Raw genomic sequence first — 14,082 nt, 5'->3', positions numbered from 1 at the left:
ATATATCTAAACTATATCGTTTACAAGGGCTGGGGGCATCGCCGGTACCGGCCGCGCTAGCCGGCGAGAGCTTGGTCTGGCGACTAAGTCGATGATGAGCAAGAAAAAAAGCCGCGTCGCCATTTCAAACAACACAGAAATGGCGACGCGGCAGCGGAGGGGGTATATCGAAAATCTGTTCCGGGGAAAGTCGACCCGGTCTAGCGATAACGTACTAGCGCGTCACCGAGCGCATCCTTGAGCGGACCCAGCCAGGGCTCGAATTTCGTCCACTGATCGAGGCCGTCGCGGAAGATCGGTTGGCGGACCTGTTCGGAGCTAGCGGTGCGCACGCTGCGCGCGGTCTTGTAGAACTCGAGGCAGGATGGTTCGAAGTCCAGCCCGCAGAAATCGAGAATTCGCCGCACATTGCTCTCGAGATCGTCGACTACGTCCTCATGATGGACACGCAGCACGCGACCCGGCAGCACTTCATCCCAGTGCTGCATTACATCGAGATACGTCCGGTAGTAACGCGCAATGTCCTCGACGCTATAGGTGAATTCCTGGCCGGTGGCGAAGAGCTGTTTCAGATTGCTGAAGCAGCACGCGATCGGCTCGCGTCGTGCATCGATGATCTTCGCGTTGGGCAGCATCAGATGGATCAAGCCGATATGCCGGAAGTTATTCGGCATCTTGTCGATGAAGTACGGTTTGTTGCCGCGATAGATGCGGGTCTCGCTCACGTACTTTTCGCCGAGCCTTAGAAAATCCCCATGCGCGAGCTCGGCCAGCACACCCGGATAACGCGGGTCATCCAGGTCCGGCTGCCGACCCTGCAGGTCGAGCACCATGCGTGGAATCTCGCCCAGCTCATGCGTGCCTTCCACGCGCGAGTGGGAGGCCAGAATCTGTTCGATCAGCGTGGAACCGGCGCGCGGCAGGCCGACGATAAAAATCGGATCGGGACGCGGGTCGCCCACGCCGTCGCGGCTGGCGAAGAACTCGCGCGTACACACGTCGATCTGTCGGTGCGTGTTGGTTTCGATGATCTCGGGGCGATAGCGGCTCTCGGATCGTTTGAGCGCATTGCCCTGGCTGTAATAGCGCCACGACTCGGCGTACTCGCTGCGATCTTCCAACGCTTTGCCGAGTGCGAAACTCAAGTGATAGCGATCGACGGTCTGCGTGGACGGCGCCGCTTCCGCGGCGCGCATGCGGGCGATTTCTTCGTCGGTGAAGCGATAGGTTTTGAGATTCGCCAGGCTCCAGTAAGCGTCGCCGAAATCAGCCCGAGCCGCAGCTGCGGCGCGATAAGCCTCGATCGATTCCGCTGTCCGTCCCTGCGTTTTCAGCGAATGCGCGAGTGACAGATGCAGATCGGCCGCGCCGGGCGCATCGCGCAGAAGTTCTCGATATAGCGCGATTGCGCGCTCATGTTCGCCAAGGCCGACGTTCGCGCTGGCGTAAAGCGCGCGGTAATCGAGATGCCGGGGATCGACGGCCAGCAGCTTCTCGGTCTCCTCGCAGGCGCGCTTGTACAAGTGCCGCTCGAGCAGTACGCAGGCATAGTCGTAGCGTGCCGCGCGAAAATCCGGGGCGATCTTCAACACGGCTTCGAGCAGTATTTCGGCATCGTCGAGCACGTCGCGCGCCAGGCCGATGCGGGCGAGCAGGCGCATTGCCTCGACATCGTTGCCGGCTTTGAGCAGATAGGCGCGGATGATTTGTTCGGCCGGGTCGAATTCGCCATCCGAGAAATGGCTGGTCGCGCGCACGATCTCGGGCGCCAAGCGCTTGAGCGTGGCTACATGCGAGGCAGCGGTCGCCGCGTTGGCGGTATCGCCCGTCATGCGGTAAAGACCTTCGAGAAGGTTCCAGCTCGAAGGCAGTGCCGGGTTGATGTTGACTGCATGCAGCAGCGCGTCGATCGCACGCGGCGCATCGCGCATCACCACGTAACAGTGACCGCGCTCCTCGTGCACACGACTGTAATGAGGACGTTGCTGTTCCAAGCGCGCGAGCGTTTGCAACGCGGCGTCGATCTGTCCCAGGTAACGCTGGCTGCGGGCGACAAGATAGAGCGCATCGACATCGTCGGGTACCTCGGCCAACAACGTCTGGGCTGCCTGCAAGGCGTGCGCATGTTGCCCGTCCGCATGCAGCTGGCGGATGCGCTGAACTTCAAGCTCCAGCGGCGAGAGGGTCGGGTCGGTGGCCGTAGCGTTCATGGGAATAAGAGAAAACCATCAAAAAATGGGGGCGGGCTTGTCGCCCGCCCCATTCTATGTGCATCGACTTCGCGCCAGGTTGGCCGCTTAGAACTTGAAGCCCAGCTTCACGCCCAGCACGCGCGGACGGATCGGTACTTGCGATTCGATGAACTGAGCCGAGGACGTAAACACGCTAGCGTGGCTGTTGCCCAGGTTGGTGCCGTAAAGCGACACGTTCCAGTTGTCCTTCGCCACGCCGACCGACGCGTCGTAGGTGGTGTAACCGGCCTGCAGGTAACGCAGTTCCACCGTGGTGACATTCGTCACGCCCGCGCCGCTCGGATAGGTTGCCGGCTGGTTGTACATCGAGCCCGTACGATTTGCGCCGATCTGCCAGAAGGCGTTGTAGCCGCCAGCGAACATCCAGTCGTAACGCAGGCGCAGATTGAACTGCGAACGAGGCGAGAATGCCGGCGTGCTGCCCTCTACGCCGAACGGATTGGCGAACGACGTCACGGCGCCGGCGGCTCCGGTTTGGACGATGCAGGAGTTGTAGCCGGCCGACCCCGGAATATTGTTGACCAGGCACGGCGAGTTGGTCTGCTTGGCATGATTGAGCGAACCCGAGCCGATAAGGGTCAGGCCATCGGTGATGCGTCCCTGGAATTGCAGCTCCAGGCCATCCACCTTGTAGTTCGGACCATTGACCGCGAAGGTGGTGTTACCTAGCACCAACGGGTTGAAGAACTGCATCTGCACGTTGTCCCACCGCATGTCATACAGCGAGGCGTTTAGCAGCACGCGGTCGTCGAGGAACGTACCTTTGAAGCCGATTTCGTTGTTCGTCAGCGTGTCAGGCGCGTAGCTGATCGGCTTCTGGTACTGCGGCTCGCCATCGAGTTTCGCCACACCCGAGGTCGTGCGGTTGAAGCCACCCGGACGGAAGCCTTGCGAGAAGGTGTAATACACCATCATGTCCGGCGCGATATGCCACTGCAGGTTCGCACGGCTCTTAAAGCCGTGATACGACTTGTGGTAGTTCATCGCCGTGTCGTCGCCCACGTAGGTGCCGTTGGGGACGTTCACCTGGGCCGTGGTGGTATAGAACTCGGTACCGGTCTGCCACTCGGAGTAATGGTAATAACGCGTGCCGACCGTCGCAGTCAGGACATTCGGGAGGATGTCATACGACATCGAGCCGAAGGCCGCTTCCTGCCGGTAGCCACGTTGTGCGTTTTCGCCGAACGCCGTGCCGACGGGCACGTTGACGCCCGGTGAGGACTGCGCGTTGGCGACGCAGGGCGCACCACCGCCCAGGGCGACGGCAAGATTTCCCGGTGTACACGACGGAATGGTCAAGTAATTGAAGGCCATGTGGTCGTCGATGTTGAAATCTTCGTAGTACAGGCCACCGATGAAACGCAGGCGATCGTCTTCCGGTGTGCTCAGGCGCAACTCGTGGCTCTCGTGCGTGCTGGTCACGTGGTCGTTCCAGTAACCGGCCGGCGAATAGCAGATCGGCTTGCCGGCGCTGGACAAGCCTGCCGACGTGCCGGTGCATTGGTAATACATGCCACCGGCGCTGCGCGAGTAATTGGTGTAATCCTGCTGCTCGCTGATGCGACGATTGGTGTAGCCGCCGGTGTAAACCAGCGACAGGTCGTCATTGATCTGGCCGTTCAACGTCCAGCTGGTGTTGGTGAAATGGTCATTATTCCAGGCCGGCACGAACGCGGTGATCTGATCGGTGCCAAGCTTTTGACCGTCCGCACCGACCGGGTAAGTCGAGGACTGGCCGTTGGCATCCAAGTTCTGGTAGCTCTCGGCGATCAGGAAGTTCCAGTTATCGTTGATCTTCCACAGTGCGGACAGGCGGGCACCCTGGTAATCGACGGGATTCCAGTTTTTCTGTGCCACGGGATAGTTATTGAACACCGAGGTACCGCCGGCGGCCACATAAGGAGCCATCGCACCACCGCCGTCAGTGGGCTGGCGCGTAAACGTGCTCGGCACGTTGTCGATGTAACCACCCTGATGATCGTTATAGATCACGCCACGCACGGCGAACGTACCGGGAATGATCGGCAGGTTCAGCACCGCATTAGCGGAATTGCTCGGCGCGCCGCCATCAGTGACGCTGGTGCTGGCTTCGGCGCTGCCGCTGACCTTGGTCAGGTTCGGCTTGTTGGTGATGTAGCGCACGGCACCGGCTTCGGCGCCACCGCCAAACAGCGTACCCTGCGGACCTTCGAGCACTTCGAGGCGTTCCATGTCGACCATATAGATGTCGAGATTGCGCGCCGGGAACTGCATGGACTGGTCGTCCAAATAGACGGCCACGTTCGGGAATGGCGCGATGGTCGCGCTCGACTGGTTACCGAGGAAACCGGTGCTCAGTCCGCGCATGTAGATATTGCCCTGGCCCGGGCCGTTCGCGGCGAGGGTCACGTTGGGCAAGTATTTGATCAGGTCATTGAATGACGTGACATTCATCTGCTGCAAGGTTTCGCCGGTAAAGGCCTGAATCGTGATCGGCACGTCCTGCACGTCTTGGACCGTGTGCTGTGCCGTAACGGTGACCGTCTGCAGCGTGTTGGCGTTGTTCGCGCCATTGGCCGACGAGGGAGCCGTCGGCGACGTAGCGGTGGGCGTCGTCGCCGTGGCAGACGTAGGTGCGTTGGCGGTGGAAGGGGTGGTGTCATCCACGGCATAGGCCGCGCGGCTCGCAACGAGCGCAGTCAACACCGCAAATGCGATCTTATTGATCTTCAAGGGACTCTCCAGATGGGCGGTAGCGAATGTCTTAACGAGGCTGCGTCAGCGACGAACGCCGCGGGCGATGTCGCTGGCGGCATAGGCAGTGGCGGAGGGATGGGCTTGCGCGAGCGACGGCACAACAGCGGCCGGCGCAAGGCATAGCGGAGCGCGGAGCGAGGTCATAGAGCAGCCTTAAGGTGATTGGAAATGTGCAGGCGTGCCCCCTAGGTACGCTCTGCGAATGACGGCACGTTCCATTTCACCTGGCGCTAGTTGCACGAACGTTGTGCGGGGATTGCGTGTTGCCTTCGTGAAGGCGACATCTACGACTGCTTGTCTAGACCGACCTGTCTAGCGGGATGTCGAGACGACGCGCCGCCCTGGCCATGCGAAGCGCTGAAACTAAACCGTTATCGCGCAAGATCTCTCGCCGCTTCGTGGCGATCACTTGTCTAACGAGGTGTTCTGTTGGCAGGCAGAAAGGAAGACTCGCGGCACCGCCGTGCCGCGAACGACCGATCAGAACGAACGTTGCCCGTTCACCCACACGTTGCGCACGATGGGCAGACCATCCACGGTTCGCATGCGCACGATGTCGGCGCGCATGCCGGCCTTGAGTTGGCCGCGATCGTCGAAACCCAGCGCTTTCGCGGGATTCTTGCTTACCGTGGCCATGGCGCGCGGCATCGACCAACCCGCTTGCGAGTGCAACATAAACGCCCCATGCAGCAAGCTGGCCGGCACGTAATCGGACGACAACATATCGAGACGATCGGTGCGCGCCAGATCCAAGGCAGCGACATTGCCCGAGTGCGATCCGCCACGCACTACATTGGGAGCGCCCATCACCGTCGTCAGCCCGTGCCCGTGTGCGGCATCGGCGGCTTCCTGCGTCGTGGGAAATTCCGAAATAGTCACGCCGAGGCGTTTTGCATGGTCTACCTGTTGCGCATCCGTGTCGTCATGGCTGGCCAGGATCATATTTCGGCCATGTGACATGGTGAGTACGGCTTTCTCGTGCAAGTCGCTGTATTTGGCCTGCTGCTCGGTGCGGCGCTTCACCACGTCGGCGAATTCGTCTTCGGTCCAGCTCATATGGTTCTTGCTGTAGTACTTGCGATATTGCTGCAGATCGCGGTACTGGCGCTGACCCGGCGTGTGATCCATCAGCGAAAGCAGGCGCACGCTGCCGTGATCCATCAGTGGCTCCAGCGCTTCGAGCAAGCGCGGATACGCCAGTTCGCAACGCAGATGGATCCAGTGATCGGCACGCAATGCGCCGCTGGCCTGACCTTCGAGAATCGCATCGTAGGTGCTGCGCAAGGTTTCGATGCGCACACTTTCTTCTTCCAGATCGCCCACCGACAGCGCGTCGAACACCGTCGTGATGCCGGCCGCCACGATCTGCGCATCGTGCGTGAGCACCGCGGGCAGCGAAGGCCAGATCACGCCGGCGCGCGGCATCAGGTGTTTTTCCAGGTTGTCGGTGTGCAATTCGACCAGGCCAGGAACGATGTAATCGCCCTCGCAATCGATCGCACCCGGCGCCTGGGTCGAGCCTTCCTCCACCAGTCGGATCACGCCGTTGCGGGCGATAAGAGTGCCGTGCAGTACGCCGTCGTCGAGCACGATGCGCGCATTGGTCAAAGCTAAATCGTTCATGGTCATCTCAGCGGGTCAACAACGATAAGGTCAGGCGGCTTCAAGGGCTTGCATCGGGAACAGGCGCGTGGCGACGCGTTCGCGCATATCCTCGTCATGAAAAATGCCGAGCACCGCGGAACCGGCAGCGCGCGCTTCGGCCAGCAGCTCCGCCACGACGACACGATTGTCGGCGTCGAGCGAGGCGGTCGGTTCGTCCAGCAACAACACCGGACGCGGCACGATCAGGCCGCGCGCGATATTCACGCGTTGCTGCTCGCCACCGGAGAAAGTGCCCGGTGGCAACTGCCACAGGCGTTCCGGCACGTTCAAGCGACGCAGAAGATCGGCCGCGCGCTGTCGCGCTTCGTGCGGATCCGTGCCCATCTGCAACAGCGGCTCGGCCACGATATCCAAGGTCGGCACGCGCGGAATCACGCGCAGAAACTGGCTCACGTAACCCAAGGTGCGGCGGCGAACGTCCAGCACTTCATGCGGCGTGGCCTTGGCGAGATCGAGCCAACGCTCCGCATGCCGCACATGCACCGCACCGAAGCTCGGCCGGTAATTCGCATAGATCACGCGCAACAAGGTGCTCTTGCCCGCGCCGGACGGACCGGAAAGCACCACGCATTCGCCCGCATGCAAACGCAGATCGAGACCGCGCAGCACATTCAGGCGCGCGCCATGCTGATGGTGCAATTCAAAGGACTTGCTGAGGTCCCGCAATTCAAGCATCAGGGTCGCGGTCATGTCGTCAGTACCGAAGAAACGAGCAATTGCGTGTACGGATGTTGCGGGTCGTCGAGGATCTGATCGGTGAGACCGGTTTCGACCACGCGGCCACCCTGCATCACCATCGTGCGCGCGGCGAGCAGGCGCGCCACGGCGAGATCGTGCGTCACCATCACCGCGGCCAGGCCCAGTTCGTTCACGAGTCGCCGCAGCAGATCCAGAATGCGCGCCTGCACGGATACGTCGAGGCCGGCGGTGGGTTCGTCCATAAACACCAAGCGCGGTTGCGTCACCAGCGTGCGCGCAATCTGCAAGCGCTGTTGCATGCCGCCGGAAAAGCCGGTGGGTGCATCGTCGATGCGCGCGGCATCGATCTCCACCCGCTCCAGCCAGCTGCGGGCGATACCGCGCAGTTGGCTGTAATTGCGCATGCCCAGCGCCATCAGCCGTTCGGCGACGTTGGCGCCGGCACTCACGTTGAGGCGCAGTCCATCGCGCGGATTCTGCGTGACGAAACCCCACTCCTCGCGTGCGAGGCGGCGGCGATCCGCTTCGCTCAGCGTGCCGAGCTCCAGCCACGCGCCATTGCGTTGGCGATAACGCACGGAGCCTGCGCTAGGTGCCAACTGCGCGGCAACGGTGTTGAGCAGGGTCGATTTACCCGAGCCCGATTCGCCGACGACGCACAACAGCTCGCCCGGATGCAGATCGAAACTCACATCCTCGCAACCGACGCGCTGTCCATAGTGCTGGCTCAGTCCGCGTACTTGCAGCAGCGCGCTCATGCGAACCTCGATGAATGCGTGCGGAAAACCCGTCGCCCCGGCGAATGCCGGGGTCCAGTGTCTTTGACGCGCTCAAGGCGCTGGGTCCCGGCATTCGCCGGGACGACGATCAAGGAAGCACGCATCATGCTCATGCCTGCGCCTCCGTGCGACGGCTGCCGCAGAAATCGGTGTCGGAGCAGACGAACATGCGCGTGCCCTGATCGTCCACCACCACTTCGTCCAGATAGCTTTCGCCCGAGCCGCACAGTTCGCACCGGTGCTCCCAGCACTGAATCTCGAACGGATGATCGTCGAAGGCCAGGCTTTCCACGTGCGTATACGGCGGGATGGCATAGAGCCGCTTTTCGCGACCGGCACCGAACAGCATCAACGCGGGCGAACGATCCAGCTTGGGATTGTCGAATTTCGGAATCGGCGACGGCGAGGTGAGAAACCGGCCGTCGACCAGTACCGGGTAGTCATAACTGGTAGCGATGTGCCCGTACTGGGCGATGTCTTCGTACAACTTCACATGCATAAGTCCGTAATCGGCCAGTGCGTGCAGGGTCCGCGTCTCGGCTTCGCGCGGTTCCAGCGTGCGCAGGGGTTCGGGCTCGGGTACCTGAAACACTAAAATCTGATCTTCCCGCAACGATGTTTCAGGAATGCGGTGACGGGTCTGGATCAGCGTGGCTTCGGCCGTGTGCTCGGTGGTCGCCACGCCGGCGACGCGGGCGAAAAAGCGGCGGATATTCACCGCATTGGTGGTGTCGTCCGCACCCTGGTCGATCACCTTGAGCACATCGTCAGGCCCGAGCAAGGCGGCGGTCACCTGGATACCGCCGGTGCCCCAGCCGTAAGGCAACGGCATTTCGCGGCTACCGAACGGCACCTGATAACCAGGTATCGCCACGGCTTTCAGCAGCGAGCGGCGCAGCATGCGCTTGGTGTCTTCATCGAGAAAAGCAAAGTTGTAAGTCATAGCGGGGATGCAACTCCCTCTCCCCTTCGGGGAGAGGGTTGGGGTGAGGGGCCAGTGTGCCGAAGAGCTGTGCTTTTGCGTGCAACTAGAACAAAAAGTGCTTTGTTGAAGCGGAGTGCGTGGCCAGCCTGGCCCCTCACCCCAACCCTCTCCCCGAAGGGGAGAGGGAGCACATTTGCGTGTCGTATGGATATCGTGGTCATGGCCGCTGCCCTCCGGCCGCACTCAAAGGCTGTTCATCGGTATCCGTGGCGTGTTGCGCAGCCAAGGTGCGCAGCAGCGACAGTTCCGCCTGAAAGTCCACGTAATGCGGCAATTTCAAATGCTGCACGAAGCCCGAGGCTTCCACGCTGTCAGAATGCGACAGCACGAATTCCTGGTTCTGTGCCGGTGCATAGCTCGGTTCGGCCAATTCGTCGCAACGTAACGCGCGGTCGACCAAGGCCATCGACATCGCCTTGCGTTCGCCTTCGCCCATGCTCAAACCGTAGCCGCGGGTGAATTGCGGCGGCACACCGTTGCCGCCGTGGAACTGGTTGATCATCTGGCACTCGGTCAGCGTGACCGCGCCGATCTCGATGGCGAAACCCAATTCTTCGGGACACACCACCACATCCACTTCGCCCATGCGGATCTCGCCGGCGAACGGATGGCTTTCCGCGTAACCGCGCTGAGTGGAATAGGCCATGCTGAGCAGAAAACCTTCATCGCCGCGCGCGAGGTTCTGCAAACGCGTCGCGCGATCGGCAGGAAACATCAGCGGTTCGCGGGTGAGATCCATCGGTTCCGGATCGCTGCCGGCATCGATACGTTCGATCAACGCCTCCGCATCGAGCAGGTCCAGCACGCGCGGCATGTTGGATGGCAGCGGCGTTTCGGCAGATTTGACGACGGCGGGCGTCGTCGTGTCGAACTCCAGCAAGCGCTGCGTATAGTCGTAAGTGGGGCCCAGCACCTGGCCGCCCGGAATATCCTTGAACGTCCCCGACACGCGCCGCCGCACGCGCATCGCCGTGGTATCCAGCGGCTGCGTATAGCCAAAGCGCGGCAACGTGGTGCGATACGCGCGCAGCAAGAAGATCGCTTCCAGCATGTCGCCCGCGGCCTGGCGAATCGCCAGCGCAGCCAACTCTTCGTCGTACAGCGAACCTTCCTGCATCACGCGCGCGACGCCCAGGCGCAGCTGCTCGCGAATCTGCGCAAGCTCGAGTTCCGGCACCGCCGTGTCGCCACGGCGCGCCTCGGCCAACAATTCCAGCGAACGAGCGATCGCCTGCTCGCCGCCTTTCACGGCAACATACATTCAGCTCTCCAGCAAACGGGTCGTGCGCGGCAACGCAACGACGTGTTGCGCAGCGACGAAGAACAGGTCGACACCCAGCGGCAGCTGCGCGGCCATTGCCGCGCGCTGCTGCCAGAAATCGGAAGGCAGACCGTCGATCGCCAAGGTCTCGGTCTCGCGAATACCGGGGCCCGCAAAGCGCATGGCGGGGTTGCTCCCTCCCCTGCTTGCAGGGGAGGGTTGGGGTGGGGTTGCACAATCTTGCGTTGAGGCAACCGTGTGCGACCCCCTCCCATCCTCCCCCTGCATGCAGGGGGAGGAGCTGAATGAGGTGGCTTGAATAATCAGGCTGGCCGAGCGATCGGGATAACGCAGATCGCCGTGCGCAAACCGCTCCAGCGACGGCATCGAAGCGGGGTCGCTGATCAGCGCAAAATCGGCATCCTCGGGGCGTTCCGCCAGGCGCAGGCCGGCATGAAAACGCAGGTGGCTGATCGCTTCTTCTTCAGGCTGTTGCAGCCACACCGACGTCGTGGCGTCGCACAAGGTAAGCAGGATGGCCATCGCCGCCGGTGCAATCGGCGCGGGCGACGGCGGCAACACGGGCAACGGACGGGGCTGGGCCGGGCGGGCCATCGCCTGCAGCAGCTCACGAAAGGTGCGCTGGCTGTCGAATACATAGTCGGCAAAGGCGGCTTGCATCATTCGCCACGCACCACAGTGAAGAATTCCACCTTGCTGGAGGCCGCCTTGCGGCTGGCGTCGTCGCGTCGCGTGTCCAGCGCGCGGCGCAACGGCTCGATCACCTGCATGCGCAAGGAGGCATGCTGCGCGGAGTCCTGCAACATCGCATCCGCCAGCGCCGCCAATTCGGCATGGCGCGGGTTGCTGCCGCGTACCCAGGCGTGGCCGATATGGCCGCCGGCCTGCACGCTGCAACGGGTCACCGTGATTTCGCCGAAGTTGAATTGCGGGCCGGTGCCGCCGACACGTCCGCGCAACATGTATAGACCGGTCTGCGCCGGGCGCAGCCAGGCCGTGTCGGCCGGCGGCGCGAAGGCGTCCATGGCCGCGGCCAGCTCGGCCGGTTCGGCCTGCGCCAGCAGCGACATCCATTGCGCGCGCGCCAAGTTAGGGGAGGTGTCCATGGGTATTCCTAGGCTTGTCACAAATGTCTAGTTATCTAGACAGACCCAGGCGTGAGGGGACGCCCGGCGAAACCCATTGCAGCAGGCCCGCGTGCCGCTGCCATGACGGTCAATAGACAGGCTAAGGAAGTGGTATGAGCGAGATCGAACGAGGGCGGGGTGTGGCGCTATGGAGCCAAATCAGCGGCATCCTGGCCGCCGACATCCTTAAAGGCCAGTTGCGCCAGGGCGAGCAACTGCCCTCCGCGCAGGAACTGGCCGTGCGTTTCAACGTCAACCGCCACACCGTGCGCCGGGCCATTGCCGCACTGGAACAGCGCAACCTGGTGCGCACCGAACAGGGCCGCGGCACCTTCGTGCAAGAGCACACCCTGGACTACCCGATCAGCCGCCGCACCCGCTTCACCCAGAACATGCGCAACCTCAATGTCGAGGCCGACACCGAATTTCTGGAAGACGCGCGCGAAATCCCGCCGCCGCAGGTCGCGCAATCGCTGGGCCTGGATCGTCACGAATACACCTACCGCATCGAAACCCTCGACCGCGCGGACGGCCACGTCGTCGACTACAGCACCGCCTACTTTCCCGCCGCGCGCTTCTCCGGCTTGCCCGCCGTGTATCGTCGCCTGCAATCGGTGACCCGCACGCTCAACGAATTCGGCATCACCGACTACGAACGCAAATACACCCGCGTCTCCGCGCGCCTGCCCGACGCCAACACCGCGCGCCTGATGAAACAGCCCGCCAACCGCCCCGTGCTCTACGTGCAATCCATCAATGTCGATACGCGCGGCGTGCCGGTGCAATATGGCATCACGCGCTTCTCCGGCGATTGGGTGCAACTCGTGCTGATGAACGATTGACCATGCGCTACGCCGTCTACTTCTGTCCCGCTGAAGACAGCGGGCTGCACGCCTTCGGGCGCGATTGGCTGTCCACCCAGACGATACCGGGCATGGCACCGGAACGTCTGCAGGCATTGTTGGCACCCGCGCGTCGCTACGGCTGGCACGCAACGCTGGTCGCGCCGTTCGCACTGGCTGAAGGTGTCAGCTACGAAGATCTGCGCCAAAAACTCGACGATATCGCGCAGCATGTCGCTACATTCAAGCTGCCGCTACAGCTCGATAAACTCGCCGGCTTTCTCGCCTTGCGCCCCTCCGGCGATGAAGCTGCCGCACAGGCATTGTCCGAACGATGCGTGCTCGCATTGAATGCGTTGCGCGCACCGCTTACCGAAGACGCCTGGCAGCGTAGAGCGCCTCATCTCGGTGAAGACGAACTCCGCTTGTTCCGCGAGTACGGCTACCCGTACGTGCTGCAACGCTATCGATTCCACATGACGTTGTGCGCGCGCGCTAGCGATGAAGAAGAACAAGCGTTACGCGAATGGCTTTCGTTAAAACTGACGAAGCCGACGCACGCACATATCGACGCGCTCACCATCTGCTGCGAAAGGGAACTGGATCAGCCATTCGAACAGATCGAACGCATCGCGCTACGCAAAGGAACTGCTACATGAGCGATGGTCATCTGTACTACGTCATGGGGCCATCCGGCGCAGGCAAAGATAGTGTGCTGGCTTGGGTGCGCGAACATGGCGCAGGACACGGCGTGCTATGCGCGCATCGTTACATCACGCGTCCCGCGCACGCCGGCGGTGAAAATCATGTCGCCCTGAGCGAAGCGGAATTCCAGTCACGTGAGCAGCGTGGTTTGTTCGCTCTGACATGGCAGGCGCACGGGCTGCACTACGGCATCGGTAACGAAGTCCAGCATTGGCTGGCGCGCGGCGCTGATGTGCTGGTCAACGGTTCGCGCGGCGCATTCGACCACGCATGCGAACGGTTCCCATCACTGCGGCCGGTGCTGATCACAGCAAGCGCACAAACGATTGCAAAACGGCTAGCTGCACGCGGGCGAGAGACGGAATCGGATATCGCAGCGCGTCTCGCAAGATTGGATGCGTACCCGACACCACCCGAAAGCGTAGTGATTCGCAACGATGGCTGCCTTGCAGACGCGGGAACGATGTTGTTGCAGGCGATCCGTTCCGGTCATTAAACCGGCTACCAGCATCTAACCCAAGCGCACGCAGCAAACCGACAAACACCTACATATATATGTATAGCGGCTTGCTACCTTCGGCCTGTCACCAACGCCGTCCGTTGCTAGATCTACGTCGGTGACCATTGCAGCAATGCAGTGAGAGCGCAGATCGTGAGAGCTGGAACTCCCACGACCTGCTAACCACAACCAACTGAGGCACAGTTGATATGGCTAAGCCAGATCATACGGCACACGCATGCCCATCGGTTCCCACCGATCGCAAATCCACTTCACCCTTCGACGGTCCACTCTTTCCCCTGGACCCGGTGAAGGCGTCACGGCAAACGTACATCACGAAGCTCGCTGGCACCGCTTTAGCAGCCCACGTCATACGCGAACTGCTAAGCAACAGCGAAGCCTTCCACCGTGCCAAAGCCCACGGCAAGCGAATCGAGACTGGCCATTGGCCACTCACCCCCTCGCAAACCAACGGCCTACATGCCGCGATTCATTTCCTTCGCCAATACGT

The 14,082-nt window shown here is 61.9% G+C and carries 13 protein-coding genes; 3 read left to right on the top strand and 10 right to left on the bottom strand.

Annotation, left to right across the window (positions count from 1 at the left end):
- Window positions 1–200 precede the first annotated feature (200 nt).
- The 10 genes from QQL64_RS18045 to phnG form a co-directional block, all read right to left on the bottom strand.
- Window positions 201–2,210, bottom strand: a complete 2,010-nt coding sequence (locus tag QQL64_RS18045; RefSeq protein WP_284402129.1) for a tetratricopeptide repeat-containing sulfotransferase family protein — start codon at window positions 2,208–2,210, stop codon at window positions 201–203.
- 87 nt (window positions 2,211–2,297) lie between these two features.
- Entirely contained in the window at window positions 2,298–4,964 is a 2,667-nt protein-coding gene (locus QQL64_RS18040) for a TonB-dependent receptor (RefSeq protein WP_284402128.1), read from the bottom strand.
- A 45-nt stretch (window positions 4,965–5,009) separates the two neighbouring features.
- On the bottom strand, window positions 5,010–5,132 hold the full coding sequence (locus tag QQL64_RS18035) for a hypothetical protein (protein WP_284402126.1): 123 nt from the start codon (window positions 5,130–5,132) through the stop codon (window positions 5,010–5,012).
- Window positions 5,133–5,468: 336 nt separating this feature from the next.
- Window positions 5,469–6,611 carry an alpha-D-ribose 1-methylphosphonate 5-triphosphate diphosphatase gene (locus QQL64_RS18030; RefSeq protein WP_284402124.1) on the bottom strand — a complete coding sequence of 381 codons (1,143 nt, stop codon included), beginning with the start codon at window positions 6,609–6,611 and terminating at the stop codon, window positions 5,469–5,471.
- 30 nt (window positions 6,612–6,641) lie between these two features.
- Window positions 6,642–7,343: a phosphonate C-P lyase system protein PhnL gene (gene phnL / locus QQL64_RS18025; protein WP_284402122.1), complete on the bottom strand. Its 702-nt coding sequence runs from the start codon at window positions 7,341–7,343 to the stop codon at window positions 6,642–6,644.
- The gene (gene phnK, locus QQL64_RS18020; protein WP_284402121.1) at window positions 7,340–8,110 is read right to left on the bottom strand and encodes a phosphonate C-P lyase system protein PhnK; all 771 of its coding nucleotides are present in this window, start codon (window positions 8,108–8,110) and stop codon (window positions 7,340–7,342) included. Before phnK ends, phnL begins: the two co-directional genes overlap by 4 nt.
- Before the next feature lie 130 nt (window positions 8,111–8,240).
- Entirely contained in the window at window positions 8,241–9,074 is an 834-nt protein-coding gene (locus QQL64_RS18015; RefSeq protein ID WP_284402118.1) for an alpha-D-ribose 1-methylphosphonate 5-phosphate C-P-lyase PhnJ, read from the bottom strand.
- Window positions 9,075–9,273: 199 nt separating this feature from the next.
- A complete protein-coding gene (locus tag QQL64_RS18010; RefSeq protein WP_284402117.1) occupies window positions 9,274–10,377 on the bottom strand; it encodes a carbon-phosphorus lyase complex subunit in 1,104 nt (367 codons plus the stop codon).
- Window positions 10,378–11,061 (bottom strand): phosphonate C-P lyase system protein PhnH, encoded by a 684-nt coding sequence (gene phnH, locus QQL64_RS18005; protein WP_284402115.1) that lies wholly within the window; start codon window positions 11,059–11,061, stop codon window positions 10,378–10,380. It abuts the gene before it with no gap.
- Window positions 11,058–11,504, bottom strand: coding sequence for a phosphonate C-P lyase system protein PhnG (gene phnG, locus QQL64_RS18000; protein WP_284402113.1), 447 nt, complete (start codon window positions 11,502–11,504; stop codon window positions 11,058–11,060). The genes phnH and phnG overlap by 4 nt, the downstream gene beginning before the upstream one ends.
- 134 nt (window positions 11,505–11,638) lie before the next feature.
- On the opposite strand from phnG, the gene phnF reads away from it, so the two are divergent.
- The 3 genes from phnF to phnN are packed head-to-tail and all read left to right on the top strand — an operon-like array spanning window position 11,639 to window position 13,568.
- The gene (gene phnF, locus QQL64_RS17995) at window positions 11,639–12,367 is read left to right on the top strand and encodes a phosphonate metabolism transcriptional regulator PhnF (RefSeq protein ID WP_284402111.1); all 729 of its coding nucleotides are present in this window, start codon (window positions 11,639–11,641) and stop codon (window positions 12,365–12,367) included.
- 2 nt (window positions 12,368–12,369) lie between these two features.
- Window positions 12,370–13,026 carry a DUF1045 domain-containing protein gene (locus QQL64_RS17990; RefSeq protein ID WP_284402110.1) on the top strand — a complete coding sequence of 219 codons (657 nt, stop codon included), beginning with the start codon at window positions 12,370–12,372 and terminating at the stop codon, window positions 13,024–13,026.
- Window positions 13,023–13,568, top strand: a complete 546-nt coding sequence (gene phnN, locus QQL64_RS17985; RefSeq protein ID WP_284402108.1) for a phosphonate metabolism protein/1,5-bisphosphokinase (PRPP-forming) PhnN — start codon at window positions 13,023–13,025, stop codon at window positions 13,566–13,568. The genes QQL64_RS17990 and phnN overlap by 4 nt, the downstream gene beginning before the upstream one ends.
- Window positions 13,569–14,082 lie beyond the last annotated feature (514 nt).

The sequence above is a fragment of the Dyella lipolytica genome (assembly GCF_030160075.1).
In the GTDB taxonomy this organism is placed as follows: Bacteria; Pseudomonadota; Gammaproteobacteria; order Xanthomonadales; family Rhodanobacteraceae; genus Dyella_B; species Dyella_B lipolytica.
This window is presented reverse-complemented; position numbering and strand designations above follow the sequence as displayed.